Origin of the sequence: Caldalkalibacillus mannanilyticus JCM 10596 (assembly GCF_000615945.1) — a bacterium.
GTDB lineage: Bacteria > Bacillota > Bacilli > Caldalkalibacillales > JCM-10596 > Bacillus_AT > Bacillus_AT mannanilyticus.
In genome coordinates this window covers 28,123-46,426 of the sequence record NZ_BAMO01000017.1, presented here as the reverse complement: position 1 = coordinate 46,426, position 18,304 = coordinate 28,123, and the positions used below count along the sequence as shown (strand labels likewise).

General features: G+C 39.4%; 12 protein-coding genes and 1 pseudogene. 3 read left to right on the top strand and 10 right to left on the bottom strand.

What is annotated here, in order from left to right:
- Positions 1-19: 19 nt before the first annotated feature.
- Positions 20-3,439 carry a copper amine oxidase N-terminal domain-containing protein gene (locus JCM10596_RS10960; RefSeq protein ID WP_025027174.1) on the bottom strand — a complete coding sequence of 1,140 codons (3,420 nt, stop codon included), beginning with the start codon at positions 3,437-3,439 and terminating at the stop codon, positions 20-22.
- Between the two features lie 341 nt (positions 3,440-3,780).
- Between JCM10596_RS10960 and JCM10596_RS10955 the strand changes: the two genes are divergently transcribed.
- Positions 3,781-4,590 (top strand): hypothetical protein, encoded by an 810-nt coding sequence (locus JCM10596_RS10955; protein ID WP_025027173.1) that lies wholly within the window; start codon positions 3,781-3,783, stop codon positions 4,588-4,590.
- 238 nt (positions 4,591-4,828) lie between these two features.
- Here JCM10596_RS10955 and JCM10596_RS10950 read toward each other — a convergent pair whose 3' ends face one another.
- Entirely contained in the window at positions 4,829-7,822 is a 2,994-nt protein-coding gene (locus JCM10596_RS10950; RefSeq protein WP_025027172.1) for an S-layer homology domain-containing protein, read from the bottom strand.
- A gap of 565 nt (positions 7,823-8,387) precedes the next feature.
- On the opposite strand from JCM10596_RS10950, the gene JCM10596_RS10945 reads away from it, so the two are divergent.
- A complete protein-coding gene (locus tag JCM10596_RS10945) occupies positions 8,388-9,041 on the top strand; it encodes a YigZ family protein (protein ID WP_025027171.1) in 654 nt (217 codons plus the stop codon).
- Here JCM10596_RS10945 and JCM10596_RS10940 read toward each other — a convergent pair.
- The 8 genes and pseudogenes from JCM10596_RS10940 to JCM10596_RS25025 form a co-directional block, all read right to left on the bottom strand.
- The gene (locus tag JCM10596_RS10940; RefSeq protein WP_051541273.1) at positions 9,038-9,760 is read right to left on the bottom strand and encodes a WecB/TagA/CpsF family glycosyltransferase; all 723 of its coding nucleotides are present in this window, start codon (positions 9,758-9,760) and stop codon (positions 9,038-9,040) included. The genes JCM10596_RS10945 and JCM10596_RS10940 overlap by 4 nt on opposite strands.
- 14 nt (positions 9,761-9,774) lie before the next feature.
- Positions 9,775-10,881 (bottom strand): polysaccharide pyruvyl transferase CsaB, encoded by a 1,107-nt coding sequence (csaB, locus tag JCM10596_RS10935; RefSeq protein ID WP_025027169.1) that lies wholly within the window; start codon positions 10,879-10,881, stop codon positions 9,775-9,777.
- Positions 10,878-12,020: a glycosyltransferase family 4 protein gene (locus tag JCM10596_RS10930; RefSeq protein ID WP_025027168.1), complete on the bottom strand. Its 1,143-nt coding sequence runs from the start codon at positions 12,018-12,020 to the stop codon at positions 10,878-10,880. The genes csaB and JCM10596_RS10930 overlap by 4 nt, the downstream gene beginning before the upstream one ends.
- On the bottom strand, positions 12,017-12,370 hold the full coding sequence (locus JCM10596_RS10925; RefSeq protein ID WP_025027167.1) for an O-antigen ligase family protein: 354 nt from the start codon (positions 12,368-12,370) through the stop codon (positions 12,017-12,019). The genes JCM10596_RS10930 and JCM10596_RS10925 overlap by 4 nt, the downstream gene beginning before the upstream one ends.
- A gap of 2 nt (positions 12,371-12,372) precedes the next feature.
- Positions 12,373-13,242, bottom strand: a complete 870-nt coding sequence (locus JCM10596_RS10920; RefSeq protein ID WP_025027166.1) for an O-antigen ligase family protein — start codon at positions 13,240-13,242, stop codon at positions 12,373-12,375.
- Between the two features lie 26 nt (positions 13,243-13,268).
- Positions 13,269-14,825 carry a murein biosynthesis integral membrane protein MurJ gene (murJ, locus tag JCM10596_RS10915; RefSeq protein ID WP_025027165.1) on the bottom strand — a complete coding sequence of 519 codons (1,557 nt, stop codon included), beginning with the start codon at positions 14,823-14,825 and terminating at the stop codon, positions 13,269-13,271.
- On the bottom strand, positions 14,809-15,999 hold the full coding sequence (locus JCM10596_RS10910; RefSeq protein ID WP_051541272.1) for a glycosyltransferase: 1,191 nt from the start codon (positions 15,997-15,999) through the stop codon (positions 14,809-14,811). Before JCM10596_RS10910 ends, murJ begins: the two co-directional genes overlap by 17 nt.
- 26 nt (positions 16,000-16,025) lie before the next feature.
- Positions 16,026-17,116: pseudogene (locus JCM10596_RS25025) on the bottom strand (glycosyltransferase family 4 protein).
- A gap of 236 nt (positions 17,117-17,352) precedes the next feature.
- Between JCM10596_RS25025 and JCM10596_RS10900 the strand changes: the two are divergent.
- Positions 17,353-18,201, top strand: coding sequence for a hypothetical protein (locus JCM10596_RS10900; RefSeq protein WP_025027163.1), 849 nt, complete (start codon positions 17,353-17,355; stop codon positions 18,199-18,201).
- Positions 18,202-18,304: the final 103 nt, after the last annotated feature.

The window sequence follows — 18,304 nt, the reverse complement described above, 5'->3', positions numbered from 1 at the left end:
CTAGTAAGCAAGCTCTACACTATACCTCTGTAAATCTTACTTCCACGTTATTACCTACAGATGCAATTCCAGCAGCATTACCACTGGTAAAAGCATTTCCTGTGAAGGAGATAGTAAGATTAGAAATACTATGAGCTGCTGTATGAGCAATGGCATTTCCAGTCAGTGAAATCTGTAGCTGGATGGCACTTAGTCTTAGAACATTAACCGAAAGACCCGCCGGTACATTTGCCACTGTATAATGTGTTCCTTCTGTTAGACCATTAACAAACTGATCCCCTGCAAGACTCACCGTCACTACGGTATTAATGGATCCATCATTGGCAGCCGACTCATTAAAAAGCCCAGACCATGTCAACTGTTTATTCCCTAATGAGATTTCATTTGATCCTGAGGATAAGGCATTAATTGTCGCATTAGAGCCATCTGCAATAGATAAGACAAAGACTCTATACGAAACACCTGACTGAATCGTGTTTCCTCTCGTATCTCTCGCTGTTGCGGAGAGGGTCGTTGTAATATTAGATCCCGTCTTACCCACTATCGTATAGTTTGATGCGGATACAGCATTTGCTGCAGCAAGGTTAAAGCTACTTGCATCACTTGAACGAACGACCATAATGGCATAGTAAGATATATTAGATTCTGTCGCTGCCTTGTTAAAGCTGACCTGCAAATCTCGTCCATCTCCATTGTTATCGACATCAGCTACCGTCACATTGGTGACTGCATCAACACTTGGGTTGGATAAGGTAATCGTTGCTGAAGCTGCGGACAGAGCATTGCTATCTTCGCTTCCAGCTGTAGATACAGCTAAAACAAAAACTCGGTAGGCTACTCCACTTGTTATAAGATCTCCATGAACATCTCGAGTAGTCGAGGTAAGCGTTCTTGTCGGATTTGATCCTGTTTTTGCCACTGACGTATATCTGTTTGTTGCCACAGCATTTGCTGAAGATAGGCTAAAGGAGTCAGCTTGGTTCGCTTTGACCACCATGATTCTGTATTCTTGTACTTTAGTTTCATCCGTTGAGCGTGTAAAGCTGACCTGTAAATCTCGTCCATCTCCAAAATCAGCCACATCTGTCGCCCGAACATTTGTCGCAGGAGGAGTCGTAATATTTTTCGTTAACGTAAGAGCAGGTGAAGCTGTAGATAAGGCATTATTGCTATTGTTTCCTCCACTTGAAACAGCCAACACATACGCTTTGTAGGCAACACCTGGACGAATGACCTCCCCTTGTATATCTCTTGTGCTAGAGGAAAGGGTTCTAGTGATATTTGATCCTGTTTTCGAAACAGAAGTATAATTACTTGAGCTTACAGAATTTGCTGATGATACAGTAAATCCATCTGCTTGAGCTGATTTGACAATCATTATACGATATTCAGATACCTTGTTTTCATCAGATGATCTGTTAAAGGTAACTTGAATATCTCTTCCATCCCCATGATCACTAATATCAGCAAGTCTTACATTTGTTGCTGGTTTCACTTCAAAATTATTATTCAAGGTTACAGAGGATGATGCAGAAGAGAGTGAATTTAAGTAAGCATTCGCTTGATCTCCTACAGAGAGAACGAAGACTCTATAAGCCACATTCGTGGTAATAAGGTTTCCATTCACATCCCTTGTATTGGAGGATAAAGTCGTCTTAATGTTTTTCCCTGTTTTAGTCACGACCGTATAATTAGATGAAGATACTTTATTGGCATCATCTAATCTGAAATTACTGGCATCATTCGCTCTAACCACCATAATTCGATAATGGGTAACGCGATATTCATTACTCGGAATGTTAAAGCTAACTTGTAGATCTCTGCCATCTCCATGATCCGCTACGTCAGCTACACTTAAACTGCTAACTGTAATTTGTGTAGGGTTGCTTGTTAGCTTAAATTCTGATGATGCAGAAGAGAGTGTGTTGCCGTATCCATTAGAAGCATCTCCGAAGGATAAAACAAAAACTCTATAGTTGACTCCTGCTTGAATATTTCTTCCACCCGTATCTTTTGCACTTGAACCTAAGATTTCCTTGATGTTTGATCCTGTTTTGCTGATTCGAGTGTAGTTAGAGGAGCTTACTTCTAACGCTTTCGCCAAATCAAAAGATGAAACATCTCCAGAACGAACGACATAGACGCGATAATGATGCAGCTGATTCTCATTGTTTACCTTGGTAAAGCTGACCTCCACATCTCGTCCGTCTCCGTAATCACTTACGTCTGTCACTCTGAGATTGGTTACAGCCGGTACATTTTGCTTGTGAGATAAGGTAATCACTGCCGAAGCTTCAGATAGTGAATTGCCATACTTTGAAGAACTATCCGCGATTGTCATAACAAACACTCTATAGGCAATCCCGTTCGTTATGCTGTTCCCGCTCACATCTCTAGCGGATGAAGATAAGGTCGTTGAAATGTTAGAACCCGTTTTATTCACTGTTGTATAATTGGATGAATTGACCGCATTCGCATCTGAAAGTGTAAAGTTCTTCGCTTGACTCTCTCTGACCACCAGGATACGGTACTGAGAAACATGATTCTCATCCTGTGCCTTGTTAAAGCTAACCTGTAAATCACGACCATTCCCATAGTCTGCAACATCCGTTGCTCTTACATTTGTCGCTGTAGGTACACCAGCATTGTTTAATTTGAGCGATGCTGAAGGTTGAGATAAGCTATGATGGCTTGCTTTAGCATTTGTACTTACGGTTAAGACATACGCTGTATATAATTGATCTGGCTTAATAAGATCTCCATCCGTATCTCTAGTTGAAGAGGATAAGGTTCTTTGAATATTTCTACCCTCTTTCCCTACAACCGTATAATTTGAAGAGCTCACTTGATTCGCTGTGTCTACGGTGAAATGATATGCTTTTTCTGTCTTCACTAACATGATTCGATAATGATCTACTTTTGATTCATCAGCTACCTTGGTAAATCCTACTAGTAAATCACGTCCGTCGCCATGGTCGGCAACATCGTTTATGTATACATTTGTTACGGCTTCAACCTTCGTCGAAACAGTCACAAGCTTATTCGCTGAATCGTATTGTACATCTTCTCCCAAAGCTTCACTGACAAAGCGTACAGGCACCAATGTTCTGCCCTTTATGATTTGCGCTTCCACGTCTAATTGCACCGCTACCCCATTAATGGTTGCTGACTTAGATCCGAGCTGTAAGGTAACTGTTGTATTTCCTTTTTTCGCTGTAACTATTTTTGTCGCCTGATTGTAATCGACATAAGCATTTAAGGCTTCAAAAATAGCTCTTAATGGAACTAGCGTACGTCCATTAATAATCACTGGATTTTGATCCATTACTAGTTCCCTTCCATCTACTGTCACCTTTATCGCAGTAGAAGCAAGGGCTTGAAGTGGTAAAAGACTTAGTACCAAGCACATACTAAGCAAGACAATTGATAATCGTTTCATTTGTTCTAAATCCTCCCCCGTACTAACTATCAATTAGTACTCAATCTCTTAAGTTTATTGGTGATATGTACCAATATTTTATACTATTTTCCTATCGAATGATATAGAAAAATGGCAATTCTTCATAACATTTATGACGTTTTGTCGAGGGGAAAAGTTTCAAGTACAGAGCAGGGGGATATGATTCTTTTTTCTTACATTTTAGCGTAACAAAAACTTAGAAGTATAATTCACTTTTAGGTTTTTTTAATAAATATGAGAAATAAAGGAGGATATTAGAATTATATGTCAAATATATATGCTTGAAGTTTATTTTAAATAAAAAGGAGAGGATTTTTAGTATGAAAGTATGGAAAAGTTTGATTTGTGTGTTGCTTCTTAGTTTTATGATTGTTGGGAGTGTTTCTGCTACCGCTGGACAGGTAGAAGCCATTATCTCGGACTATTACTCAGGTGTAGATTCATCAGCTGGACATTACTATGTTCAATTAACTGGAATAACTATAGAAAGAGAGGCTATACCTGAAATTGAGAAAACAATGCTAATTCTAAGTGTATTGAAAAACGGTGTGGTAGTTCAGGATGAGCGAAAAACATCATATGAGATGTTTACTTGGAACACATTGAGACATATTCATCACAATCGTTATAATGTATTTGATCTAGTTGTTTTTGGCGCAGGGTTCTATAAGGATGGTTCAATGAGCACAGACATGAAAGCTGTTTATGACCATTCTCTAAGTACAAACAGCGTAGGAGAATCAGCCAATGTAACAGATCAAAATTCACTATCTAAGATTGTAAGTTTACAAAATGAAATCACCGATGAATTCGTTAGAGGTTTTGAGCTTAATTTAGAGGGTTTTTCAAAACTTGAATTTTTAAAATCCTTAAATGGCAAAGAGAAAACTGAATTGAATCATTCTTTAGAGCTTTTGCTATTTGATGTGATGAAAGAACAGAAAATTGGTGATGCTGCACCAGTGATTTTCATAAATGAAGATAAAGGAACAGGATATATCCTCCACAAACTCAACGATGGAATGAACAACCTTTTTGTTATTGAGCAGAATAAAAATGGTGAATGGGAATTGGACTCTAAGGATCAAAAAGCTGGGAACATGATTCCAGAGAAGTATTACAAAGATTAAGAAATTACGCAAACTAAGTTTATTGATCGGACATAAGACAAGTTTACCTTGTCTTATGTCTTTTTTTGTTTTCCATCTACGTCAGTTTGCCTTATGTAACAACATTATCTTACTCTCTTCAGCCAGAGACTAATCAATTTACAACGATTTAATAAAATATCATAATAGGCTATACCATTAATTTTTATAATAAAAAAACCCCCTCAAATGAGGGAGTTTTTTTATTAATTATAAGTGACTATTCAACAACAACGTTAAATCTTTTTGTCACTCCGCTAGCAGTTACAGTCATAGTGAATGTATCTTTAACTTCAGTGTTTCCTTTAAATGATACGCCAGCAGATTTAGAACCATTACCATTAACATTATCAAAGTTTACGCCATTTCTTCTGTAGCTAGAGATAACCACACCAGCATCAGCTAAACCAATGTTAATAGCAGGATTTGCACCTGGAACTCCAGCAGTAACATCAACACCATATTGGTCTTCGAACTTCAACACATCATATAACTTGCTAATATCGCTACCAAGGTGAGTTTGCTTGATACGAATAACATCACCATCTACTTCAAAGTTAGCAGTTTTAGCATTAGTTTTGATCGCAGCTACTTTAGGAGTTTCATTAGAAACAACAACTTCAGAAACAACGTCTTTAGTACCACCGTGAGTTTCAACAATAGCAGTTACTGTAACTTTTAATTCCTTAGTATCTTTGTTGAAATCTGCAGAATCAAATTCGTTAGCTACTGCTAATTTAGTTTTAGATCCATTTGCTGCTACTTTAGTATTTGTACTTTGTACAAAGTACATTGACGTAGGGATAACAACTTTAGTTCCGTTTGTAAGCTCTCCATACACTTCAAAGTTTACATTGTACTTTTCGTCAATGCTGTTGTACATTTTCTTGATATCAGCAACTTTGTAAGTTGTAACTTCTTTCTCTTCTACAGTTTGCATTCTGAAATTTTTAGCATTGATCTCTTTACGAGGATCAGCATCTACAGCACGTTTCACTAATGCTACCTTTAATTGTCTTACACCAATGCCTGATTTAGCAGTTACAGTTACTTTGTGGTCTTTATTCTCGAATGTAGTATCACCGCTTAATTCAATTACATTACTATCTGTAACACTTACTTCGATGTCATAACCAGCAGCAAAGACTTTCTCTGCATCCATTTTTCTTCCATGTTGGTCTTCTACTACAACTTTGTCTGCTTTAAGCTCATAAGTTGCTCCTTCTACAAAATGATCTTTAAGATCAGTGATAGAAAGGATAGTAGTAGGAACTGCCTTCTTTTCTACTTTAATAGTAACACTTGAAGTAGCACCTGTTTTCAAACCAACAACATTTACAGAGTAAATTCCTTCAGTAGAAGCAGGGAATTGAATATAAGCTTCATCTTTAAGAGTATCGTTTTCTAATGTAACAGCAGTTGCATTGTTTGTAGTGATGCTAATGTTTCCGTTTAATTCAGAGAATTTCTTTAATTGCTTACCATTTTGATCGAAAGCTTCGAATGGAATTCTAGCTTTTTCGTTCTCAGCTACAACTTTTTCTGGTTGGAACAATTTGATTGATTTTACTTCACTAGCTTTTTCTACTTTTACATCGAAAGTAGCGATTTTACCAGTGTTAGTAGATACAATACGGATTTGAGCTGTTCCATCCATAGCCCCATTATTGATAGGTAATAATTGAATACCTAATTTGTCGTTATCAGGACCATGATTTTCAGTAGCGAAATCCTTAGCAGGAATATTTGCAACTGATGGGTTTGAAGTAGTTACGTGTACACTCTTATTGAAGTCTGCAGCTTTTCTGATTTTATTACCATATTGGTCTTCAGCTTCAAGTAATAAAACGAAATCAGACATTCTTGAAGTAGTAGTTAATGTTTCTTTTTTAGCATTGTAAAGCTCAATAATTGTCACTTTATCAACAGCTGATGCTGGAGCTAATTCAACTGTTTGTTGTGCAAATGTTGCAGAGCTAGAATCTAATACAGTTACATTAATTTTTTGAGTAAGTGTTACATTTGTGTTTAATAATGAACCGATTGTTGCTTTACCTTTACCATCATCACTAATAGTACCGATAGAAGCAGTCCATCTTAGGTTTCCAGCAATTGGTCTGCTTGTTACATCTTCATTGTATTGGTTTGTTACAGTATACGTTACAAACGCTTCAGTAATTTTGTTTAAAGTAGCAGATTCTGTACTTACAGTTACAGGAGCTTTATCAGAGCTAAACTCGATTTTTGCAACTTTCTCGTCTTGACCTTTGAAAGTCTTAACGAAAGCTTCGTCGCTTAGTCCTGAAATTGTTACAGTGTACTCAGCATCAACAACGTTAGAAGCTAACTCAAGAGTAGCAACTTTTTTGTCATCAGAGTAAGTTGTTTTAGCAACTGTTAAAGTAGCAGCGCCACGTTTCACTTCGTATTTTGCTTTTTCAGTGTCAACAGCTTTGTTGAACTCAACAGAAACTTTCTTAGCTCCAGAAGCTTTCACTTCTTTTACATCTAAAACAGCAGGTACTGGAGGTACGATGCTTTTTTCGATTTCAAATGCAGCTTCAACTAATAATGAACGCTTAGCAGCTACAGTGTAGTCTGCAGAAGCTTCGAATAATCCAGCTTCAACTACAGCAGCAACAGCAGCAGTAGCCCAAGCAGAAGTTTTACCTTCTACAGTAGCGTTAGCTTTAACTGGTAGCTTAAGTGCACGAGTTAATACCATTGCTAATTCTTGAACTGTGAAGTTGTCGTTTGGACGGAATCCAACAGTTCCATCAGCTTTAGGTCCACCGATCATTAGACCAGCTTTCACTACAGCTTGGATGTACCCTTGTACATAGAATTCAGAAGCTGTTGGCTCGTTGAATCCAGGTACAGTAGCACCAGGTTGTAATTCTAAGTCATATAGGTTAGCTAATACTTTTGCTAATTGGCCACGAGTCATTTCTTTATCGAAACCAGCTTCTCCAGTTGCTAAACCTTCCATAATTCCCGCTTCTTTAAGCGCCTCAAACTTTTGCTCTAATGTTAATTCTGCTTGAGCTTCTGCTTCATTAGCAGCAGCGATTGCAGGTAAGAACATAGAGAATACTAGTGCGAATACTAATAAGATATTTAATCTTTTCTTCATAACCTTTGTTTCTCCTCCTCGGAAATCTCTTTTTTGTGTGTTTGTGTTTTGTAACTTATTGCTATAGCTCTGTTCTCTCATCGGCATGCACCCCCTTCCTTGAGTTGAGCAAATCTTAACTTATATAATTTTAGATCTACAGAGATAAAATGAATTATCTTTGTAGAAACTTGTAAACAATGAGAGATAAAAAAGTGATACTTGCAATAATTACCTTTACTAGTATACAACCAATCTTGTAAAACGTAAAGGGGAAAAATACCAAATACAGTGTACCATATATTCTACTATAAGTTAATAGAATTCGAAAAGTTTTTTTATAGACGAAATAAAAAATTTGTATTTTTTTGTCACGCTTTCCGATGGTCACATATATTTAACGTTGGCCAGAAATAAAAGTTGCGGATTTCTCAAAAAAAGTTGAAACTTTTTTCATTTTATTTGTATCCGCCATTTATCTGCTGACAACTATGAGTATACGTCATCTGTCGCTTTTTTGTCATTACTAACAATTTTCCAGCTTGCCATATACTTTCCTCTTGATTTCTTATGTATTTACACAATGGTTTTCCCGCTTAGTTAAAACATGCACATTCGGGATTTATTTGAGATAATCAGAACATAGTATGCACAAGGAGTGGTCGTTATGTCTGAAATCTATAAAACCATTGCTGGTTCAGCGGAACATGAGATCATTATTGAACGTTCCCGCTTCATTTCTTATGTAGACCGAGTACAATCAGAGGAAAAAGCACAAGACTTTATCCATTATATCAAAAAGAAGCACTGGGATGCTACTCATAACTGTTCTGCTTATCTTATTGGCGAGCAGGATGAGATTCAAAAGGCGAATGATGATGGAGAACCAAGCGGTACAGCAGGTAAACCCATGCTTGAGATACTGAAGAAGCTTCAGCTCAAAAACACCGTGGTCGTTGTCACAAGGTACTTTGGTGGAATTAAATTAGGCGCTGGTGGATTGATTCGTGCCTATGGTCGAGCAGCGAAGGAAGGTATCTATGCCGCAGGGATTATAGAGAGGGTTCTGCATCGTGAAATCATCATTACGATGGATTATACGTGGCATGGCAAAGTGTTAAATGAAGTGACGAACAAAGAATATGATGTGGCAGATACTCAATTTATGGAGAATGTGATCATGACTCTCTTGATTCCCACAGGGAACGAAGAGCAGGTCGTCAATGAACTTACCAACCTCACCAATGCTCAGGTCCAGATCCAATTGGGCAAGGAGCTCTATTGTGAACGTCCATATAAGGAAAGTGCTCAAGAAGATTAACGATTCTTGAGCACTTTTAGCATAAATTTAGGCAGGTTCATCATTCTTCCTGCTCTTGTTGGTTGTTTCAATAAACGATGGAGCCATTCGATCCCCAGCTTTTGCATCCAGACAGGGGCACGTTTGACATTTCCAGTAAGGACATCTAATGTCCCTCCTACTCCCATAACCAACCGTACAGGAAGCTCATCGAGGTATTTAGCGATCCACTTCTCCTGACCAGGACTCCCTAGAGCAACAAAGAGATAATCTGGAGCTGCTTCTTGAATAGCACTTAAAACCTTCGCTGTATCCTTCTCATAGCCATGCAGACGTCCTGCAATCCGGATGTCTGGATAGCGCTGCTTTAAGACCTCTTCCGCCTTCTCATTTACTTCAGGGGATGCCCCATAGAGAAAAAGGCTTTTCTGATCCTGATGCGCTACCTTGACCATCTCTTCAAATAATCCTACTCCTGTCACACGAGGAATCGAAGGTAAGCCTAATAATTTAGCGGCAATCACCAGTCCAATCCCATCTGCGATCAAGAGTGTAGCTTTTTCTTCAATAATAGTGGATAATTCCTCATCCTCTAGGCTTTTCATTATCTTTTCTGGGTTCTGAGCAATAATAAATTGCTTCTCTCCCTGTTCTGTTTTTTCCCTTAGATACTGAATGGTTTGTTCCATATTAATAATATGGATCGGCTTATCTAATATTCTTACCTTTTTTATCTCCATATATGAACCCCTACTTATTCCATCAATTGTTTGGCAATTTGAGCATTTTTCAGTGCTTCCTGCTTCATGGCATCTACTGGCTGTTTCATCTTTTCACGGATGGATTCTAGTTGACTTGTCCAATGCACCATTCTCTGAACAAAAGCTTCAGAATGAGTGGGTATTTGTTCGAGTGGCCAGCTATAGGCATCAATATCTGCTCTCTCCATGAAGCGCAGAACTTTAGGATCGTAGACAATACCGAAGGAAGGAAGACAAGAAAGAGCTCCGAGAATAATGGCATGTAGACGCATGGCAATCACACCATCCATTTCTTTCAGCATAGCTGCCAATTGCTCGGGGGTATATCTTCCTTCAATGACATGGACATTTTCACCTTGAATTTGTTCTTTGACCTGTCTGCTGATTTCTTCGTCTTCGCCATATTGGAAAGGAATAAGGATCAGCTCTGCATCTAATGTATCTTTCACTTGTTGTAAGGCTGTAATTAATTGAGGCAGATAACGCTCATCCTCTTTCCATGGTCGGAGAGAGATAGCAATTTTGCACTTTCCACCTAGCTGAATCCCTTCCTTAGCTAATAGCATTTTCCCATCGCTTTCGATTTTAATCGCTAAGGCTGGGTCCGCCGTAATGGTCATAGGAGGACGTGTCACGCCAATCTCTTCTAACAACTCGAAGGATGGGGTATCCCTTAAGGTAATGTGCTTCACACGATTGGATACAAGACGAACAAGACGGCGAGCAAAGGAGGTTCTCAGCGGTCCCATTCCCTGGGCATAATACATCACTGGAGTTCCTGCCACCAGTGCGACTACGACCCTACTCAGCCAGTAAGGAACAACACGCCTTGTATAATCCTGTAGAAGTCCTCCTCCTCCCAGAATAAATAAGTCACTTTTTTTCATTTCCTTATAAATTGCTGAGATGCCATCCCATTTACGTCCAATATAGATACTCTTTACATTGTGCATCTCGCGTGTTTCTTCTGGGGTTCGACTAAGGACAGTAATATCTGTTATTCCTTCCCGATGCAAGGAATGGATAATACCTGTAAGAATTGCCTCGTCTCCCGTATTACGAGCCCCATAATATCCTGCGACTAAGACTCGCTTACTCATGATTTGCCCCCCTTCCCACTTGAGGAATCCTCAGAGAATTGAGTCACTTTATTATAAATTTGAATTGTATTCTGAATAAATGTTTCTCCGGTAAAATGCTTCATTAGTGTTTCATACCCCTGTTCTCCTAAACGCTCTTTCAATTCTGGCTGACGTATGATTTCCTGAATACGAGCAGCAAATTGCTCTACATCCCCTGCAGGTACGGTATATCCGTTTTTCGCCATGTCTATCACTTCTGGCATCCCCCCTACCTTGGAAACCACGACAGGTGTTCGACCTGCCATCGATTCTAAGAGAGTAATCGGTAATCCTTCCATATTAGAGGTGAGAATAAAGACATCTGCCTGCGTAAGCAAGGAATAAATATCGTTTCTAAATCCAAGGAAATGGACACGATCCGCAATTCCAAGCGTGCGTGCTTGTTCTTCAAGCTCTTGGCGCAATGGACCATCTCCTACAATAACACCACAAAAATCAAGTTGTTTATATAGCGTTGCCCAAATTTGCAAAAGCAACGCCTGATTTTTCACTGCCTCCAAGCGACCTATGGTCATTAAGATAGGAAGCTTCTCATCGATCCCTAGTTCTGCTCGTAAGGAGGAGGTTGGCGCTTCAAAAGCAAAAGACGGTGAAAGCCCGTTATAGACGACATCAATTCGCTCAGGCGGAATGCCATCCTGCTCCAGCTCCTGCTTTAGCGAACCAGCTACTGCAATAAAGTGATCGGTGAAAGGACGAGTCAGCTTCTCAATTCGATGATAAAAAAGCTTCTTTAATGGATGAGAATAATCATGATAGATCGAGCTGTGGACAGTAGTGACGACCGGAATATTAATCTTTCTTGCAGCTAGCCTGCCGACAAAATTAGCACGAACTCCATGAGTATGCACGACATCAAAGCCGCGTTCTAGAATGTATTTCTTAAGCTGGGCAATCACCTTGATATCAAAAAGGCTTTTCATCGGAAAGACGGTGACCGGAATGGACTTCTTTCTGGCTGAATCTGCTACAACATCCTCTAGAAAGCAAGCAATCTCGACGTCAAATCCCCTTGCCCTCAATTCCTCTGTTAATGTAAGCAGATAGTTTCTTGATCCACCCTTTTCTCCTCCACCTATCACTTGTAAAATCTTCATGTCTGCTTAGACCCTTTCCTCTGTTGTTTCCATAGCTGGGCAAATAATAACCCAATAAAGGCATAGAAGAATACTGCTACCGTTAAGGCTTCCCAAATACTTGCCGTCACATTTTGAATGAACATAACAATGACTACACCGCAAATTCCGATCAAATAAGCCTGATCACGATCACGCTCAACCTTCTTGGACAGACGATAGGCATAGAAGAATACCATAAAGAGAAGGACGATAAAAGCAATTAGACCCAACAGTCCAATTTCAGCTCCCATCTTCAAATAATGATTATCTACCCATGTTGAAAAAGGAATATGATGACGCTGCGGCACTGAATCTCCAAACGTCCCCATCCCTACCCCGAAATAGGGTTTTCGTATATTTTATCTATGGCTTCCTGCCAAAACGAGATTCTCCCATACTCACTGCTCATCTTATAGTAATTTTTATCAAATAGCTTCATAAAGCGCGAAGTAACAGCTGCTGGCATGACAAAAGGAGCAATTGCTCCAAGGACTGGAAGGGCTAAAAGCCATTTCTTATTCCAAACCCAAATATAGAATATCCCCATCGCTACAAAAGCAATCCAAGCCCCCCGGGAGAAGGTGAGCATCAATGCCACCATAATAGGAAGAGAGGCTACGAGGTAAATCAGCTTTAGTTTTTTATCTTTCAGAAAAAGGACAAGAGCTGTCGTAAAGGCAAGCATCATGTTCAGATAGCCTGCTAAGGCGTTCGGATTACTCATAATTGAAATAATACGGAAATTATCCTTATCCTTGGTATGTTCCCAACGAGTAGATTCTACTTTAAAAGCATACTCATACATACCGTAGAAGGAAATAAGCACAGTACTGACAATTAAAAGGTTCATAAATTGATCCACTCTTCTTTCCTCCTCAAGGGTATACATGGTCAAGAGGATAAAGAACATCGATTGGAAAACCACACGCATGGCATCGATACTGACTGCAAGTGGAACAACATGAATAACAATAGAGCCAACGCAGAAAAACAAGAAAGCATAAAAGGGCCAACGAATCCCTGTGGGAATCACAAGAGCTCTCGACTCATGACGCTTGTATAACCAAACAAAAAAGAGGATCACCACAATAAACATTTCGTCCCACAAGCTACTGACAAATCCAGGCAGGTAGGAACGAAAGAACACATCTAACCAAGGAAACAGGACAAGAACCCATAATAGACGATGTAATAAATTCATAATAACCTCCAAATAATAACTACAGACTAGGCACGCTTTTTTAACAGCTTTTGAATGCGTTCCTTTAACCAGCTTACTTCATCAGTTTCAAGCTGGAAGGTTAAATAGAGATAGATAGCTCCTGCAATAGCAAAGCTAATGATTGTTCGAGCATAGAGGTGAACTCCTGTAGGATTAGACCAAAAATAAGCTAAACCGTAGTAGAGCGCTAATGCTGTTAAGGTAAAGACCAATGTATTGAAGAGGATGCGCCACCAAGCCTTGCTATTTTTCTCAGACTGGAACGCCCCGATTCTTTTTCTAAGAAGATGGCGTAAGCGGATATAAGCGACAATCGAAGCAATCGAAGTGGAGCCAGCTATTCCGATCATGCCAAGCTTAGGAACAAGAAGCAACATAAGACCAATATTAATCGCCACCATAATAACACTATTAATAACAGGTGTCCACGTATCCTTTAGTGAATAAAAAGCACGAGTCATAACATCTCTCATGGCAAAAGGGAAGAGCATAAAAGCATAAAACATGAGAGCTAGGCTAGTCTGCCGAGTCGATGCGGCATCAAATTCACCACGCTGAAACAAGATAGCAATAATCGGCTCGGCTAATACAAGAAAGCCCCCCATCACCGGCAGAAGTAAAATTCCCAATAGACGATAAGAATTAGCTAATAAATGATTCGTTCCTGAGAAATCATTTTTGGAAAGCTTATCGGCAATCATAGGGAACAACGGCAGAACCATTGAGCCTACAAACAAGCTCAATGGAAGCTGAATGATCGTATTCGCGTAGTTTAACGCTGCTATCGCTTCATCCCCAACTGAAGAGCCCAATGACCTATCAACTAACGTATTCAATTGAAATACCGTTATGCTGATAAAAATAGGGAAAAGAAGAATCCCTACCTGCTTCATATCCTCATTAAAAACGAATTGAGGTCGAAGAGAAATCTTCTTCTTTAAGATAAAAGAAAGGGCAAAGACAAGATGAGCGAGAAACCCTGCTGCCATTCCCACCATTAAGCTTACAATTCCATAAGACTGAGCAAAGAACAAAGCCGCTACAATGACGCCAGTACTGTAAAAGATCGGTCCTAAGCTTGGAATAAAATAGTAACGGTAGGCGTTTAAAATCGAAGTAATTAAGCTAATTAAGCCAATGACAATGAGAAACGGAACAATAATCTGTAGCATCTTCAGGACTAACGCTCTTCCATCAGCGTCATAGCCGTGAACGTATATATTGACCAGCGGCTCCAAAAAGAGATAAAGTACAACAGAAAGGATGATTGTAACAATAGAGGTCACGCTTAAAACCGTTCCGATCATCTGTTGATTCCGTAATTCCTCCCCTTGATTCCTTAACCGAATGATCATCGGGATAAGTGCCGCAGATAAGGCCCCTCCTGTTATCGTTAGAATCAGAGTAGGGATAGTAAATGCAGCCGAAAAAGCAGAAGCTTCCAAACTTGTACCATAGTAGTAAGCAATGACCTGTTGTCGAACAAATCCTATTAATCGGCTGACGATAGTCACTGACAATAGTAAAAAGGCAACACCTACGATCTTATCGCTTCGTGACATACTCTCTTTTCTCCTTTGGTTGACCTTCCTGAATCAAAGCAACGATTTGCTCCCAGCGAGCGTCCCATGAGTTTGTCCGTCCTACTTCTTGGCGTTTAGTAATTTGCTCTGTTGTGTGGGACTCAGGCTGTATCGTTTTTTCGATCGCTGATAGTAGCTCTTCTTTCGTCGAGCCTATCTCCACCACCTCGCGATAGCTCAGCACCTCAGGCAAAGGAGTCGATACGACAGGCTTACCAGCCGAAAGGTATTCGTACAATTTAACTGGATTGACACTCTCGGTTAACTTATTGATTCGAAAGGGAATTAAGGTTGTATCGAAATACTGAATATACTGAGGTAAATCCTGATACGCTTTTGTTCCAAGCATATGTACATTCGGCAGTTTTTTCAATTCTTCAACCTGCGTTGCCACAGGACCGATAAAGACAAAGGATAAATGGGTCATTTCTCTAGCTACTTCAGTTATCAAGGGAATATTGATCCAATCGCTAATCCCTCCATAAAAACCTACTATAGGTCTTGAGATTTCCTGTAGCTCCTGCGGAAGTGGAAAAGTCCCCTCTTGACTGGCTGCTTCAAAATGCTCATATTCCGCACCATTCGGTACCAAATGAAAATTTGAGCTCCAGCCTTGACGATCCTCCATCAACTGCCTTGCTGTTGAAAACGAAACATCAGCTCTTGCCATAAGCTCCTTTTCCATCTGATGGACCACATCCGCATTGATCAATCCAGTGAAAGCAGCATGGTCATCTACACAGTCGTAAATGACCTTTCTAACTGAAAGAGCAGGAAGCATGTCCACTATATTGGGCAGAAACGTAAAAAGATCAATCTCACTTGCCTTAAAGCGAGAAAGAGCTTTTTTAATCGAACGAGAAATAAGCCACTGATTGAATTTATTGACCCAACGGTATTTATTACCGAATGGCAAGGTTGGAGGAGGAGCTAATAAGTAAATACCTTCCTCCGTTTTTCTCAATCCTTTGCGCCAGCATTTCCAACGTTCCAGCATTTTTTTATTTTTTAAGGGTGCTATCAAGGTTGCAGGCGGTTCAACATAAATCACTCTCCAGCCTGAACGTGCACTTCTTCTCATAAAATGATGGGGACGGTGTTGTATACCGTCCCATTCTGCAGCAGATATTGTCAGCATAATTGGTTGTTCCATTTGTGAAGCCCCCTTGAAATCCGCAACTATCCTTTGATATGTGGTTTATTATTACCTAGATCAATAATCCAATGTGTAAGACCTAAGAGCATTTTGGTCATCGGTTTTTTGGTTTCTCCAACGATTCCAGTCCATTCTACTCCCAGCATGACAAGAACCATGAGGACGAATAAGACAATAGCTCCAATCCAGATCGTCGCTTGGGATAAGAAGATAGCTGCAAGACTGAACAACATCGTAATCCCATAGATGATTAAGACCGTCGCTCGATGAGAGAAGCCTAAGCTAATAATACAATGGTGTAAGTGTTTCTTATCCGGTGCTGTAATAGAAAGCCCCGAACGATAACGACGTACGATAGCAAATAAGGTATCGAAAATAGGCACACCTAATATCAGAATAGGAATAACATATGATACAACGGTAATGTTTTTAAAGCCTAAAATAGATAAGCTAGCCAGGAAAAATCCTAGGTAGAGAGAACCTGAGTCCCCCATAAAAATCTTCGCTGGATAAAAGTTATAAAACAAGAAGCCAAGAGTTGCGCCAAGTAACAAGAGTGAAATTGTAGCTACAGTCACATTCCCCATCATTAACGACATGATAAAAATACTAGATAAGGCAATTGAGGATACCCCAGAAGCAACCCATCCAAGCCGTCAATAAGATTCAAGGCATTCGTAATCCCTACAATCCAGAGAATCGAGATAACCCAGCTCCATTTCCCAAAGTAAATGGCTTCGTCCATAAATGGAATGTTAATAAAATCTATTCGGATGCCACCATAGACAACAATCATAGCGGCTAAGATTTGACCTAATAGCTTTGCTTTCGCAGACATCGGCTTCATGTCATCTAACACACCAATAATGACAATCACTACGCTTCCCAGAAGCATCCAGTACATAGGGTAGAAGCCTGTATTGGTAAAGATAAATAATCCAATCGTAGTAGCTAGAAAAATAGCCAGACCGCCTAAGCGCGGCATAATACGAGTATGTACCTTTCTCGCATCAGGTTTATCAACAGCTCCAATATAGATCGCAAGTTTCTTAACGAACGGTGTCGCACAAAGTGATATTACAAGTGGTACCAAAAAAATATATAACCAAGTCATAGTCTATCTCCTTTTTAGCTTTAGAATTAAATTCCATTAAGCTTTACCTAGAGGACAAGTTTATTTTGCAGGTTGCTATCATAATCAAGCGAAATTGTGAAATTAACTTATTTTAGAAAATAAACTAGAATTAATCCACTGTTCATTGTATTATAGGAGTCGTACCTATTACAAGCTATTTTTTATCACCATCTGTCATTTAATGTCATTTTCTTGTTAGAAAGGAACTAATATGTATGAACAAAAAGTGGACTTTCATTTCAATTATAGCTGTTATTCTAGCCTTATACGTCGGAATGGCACTAAAAACAGAGCATCCAGCCGAACAATTATTTAGAGAAGTCACAGACGAAATGAATAAAGCTCATGTCATTTCCTTTAAATCTGGATTTGGCATTAATCTCTATGAGAATGAGCAAGCCTTACTTGAACAAGAGCTTTCAGGAAAAGCTACAGCCAAAGAACAGTGGCAAATTAAACGAAGCGGCACTTATGATGCCTGGAGTAAATACCTTCATTACAAAAATCTGACTCGCTATGAGAATCAAATGGAAAGTACAGAAGAGTCGGAAAAGAAAACTTCTCTTTCCTTCGAAACAAGTGGAAATATGCTTTTGCTTCCGATTAAAGAAGCTTATTTTAAAAATGGTATGTCTTTCGAGCAAAACAGAGCGACGGGAGAATGGAGCTATCAAGAAAGATACTCGTATAACTTGATTGAATTGCTTCCTTTCAATGCAGAGGTCATGAATCGTTATGCCAAATATTATAAATTTACAAATCGTATGCATTTTGTCGTTTTTTTCTATTCGATAGATCCTAATTATTTAACACGAACCTTCCCAGATATTTTAGAAACAGAAGGGCATACCTTCCCCATCCGCTTTAAAGAGGGGACGCTCAAAGTCGTTGTCTACCCAGATACCAACCTTCCGCGCAGAATTTTTGCAACATATTTAATTGAAAATCTAGACACTGGCGAAATTTATGAATACAATGTCGATACGTATTATAGTGCTAATGAAAGCTATCCTGAACACGAAGAACCGGCGATCCCTGACACGGTTCTCCAATATAGACGTTAATACGCAAAAAAGAGTTGCAAAACCAGCTGCAACTCTTTTTTGATTCCTACTATTGATCGTTTACTATCTACTTCATCAATTTCTATCGATTACCTATCCTCTA

Coding starts and splice junctions, on each gene's coding strand:
- JCM10596_RS10955 (WP_025027173.1), top strand. CDS start 3,781: ATGAAAGTATGGAAAAGTTTGATTTGTGTGTTGCTTCTTAGTTTTATG.
- JCM10596_RS10930 (WP_025027168.1), bottom strand. CDS start 12,020: ATGAAGATTTTACAAGTGATAGGTGGAGGAGAAAAGGGTGGATCAAGA.
- JCM10596_RS10960 (WP_025027174.1), bottom strand. CDS start 3,439: ATGAAACGATTATCAATTGTCTTGCTTAGTATGTGCTTGGTACTAAGT.
- JCM10596_RS10945 (WP_025027171.1), top strand. CDS start 8,388: ATGTCTGAAATCTATAAAACCATTGCTGGTTCAGCGGAACATGAGATC.
- murJ (WP_025027165.1), bottom strand. CDS start 14,825: ATGTCACGAAGCGATAAGATCGTAGGTGTTGCCTTTTTACTATTGTCA.
- JCM10596_RS10910 (WP_051541272.1), bottom strand. CDS start 15,999: ATGGAACAACCAATTATGCTGACAATATCTGCTGCAGAATGGGACGGT.
- JCM10596_RS10900 (WP_025027163.1), top strand. CDS start 17,353: ATGAACAAAAAGTGGACTTTCATTTCAATTATAGCTGTTATTCTAGCC.
- csaB (WP_025027169.1), bottom strand. CDS start 10,881: ATGAGTAAGCGAGTCTTAGTCGCAGGATATTATGGGGCTCGTAATACG.
- JCM10596_RS10925 (WP_025027167.1), bottom strand. CDS start 12,370: ATGGGGACGTTTGGAGATTCAGTGCCGCAGCGTCATCATATTCCTTTT.
- JCM10596_RS10940 (WP_051541273.1), bottom strand. CDS start 9,760: ATGGAGATAAAAAAGGTAAGAATATTAGATAAGCCGATCCATATTATT.
- JCM10596_RS10920 (WP_025027166.1), bottom strand. CDS start 13,242: ATGAATTTATTACATCGTCTATTATGGGTTCTTGTCCTGTTTCCTTGG.
- JCM10596_RS10950 (WP_025027172.1), bottom strand. CDS start 7,822: ATGAGAGAACAGAGCTATAGCAATAAGTTACAAAACACAAACACACAA.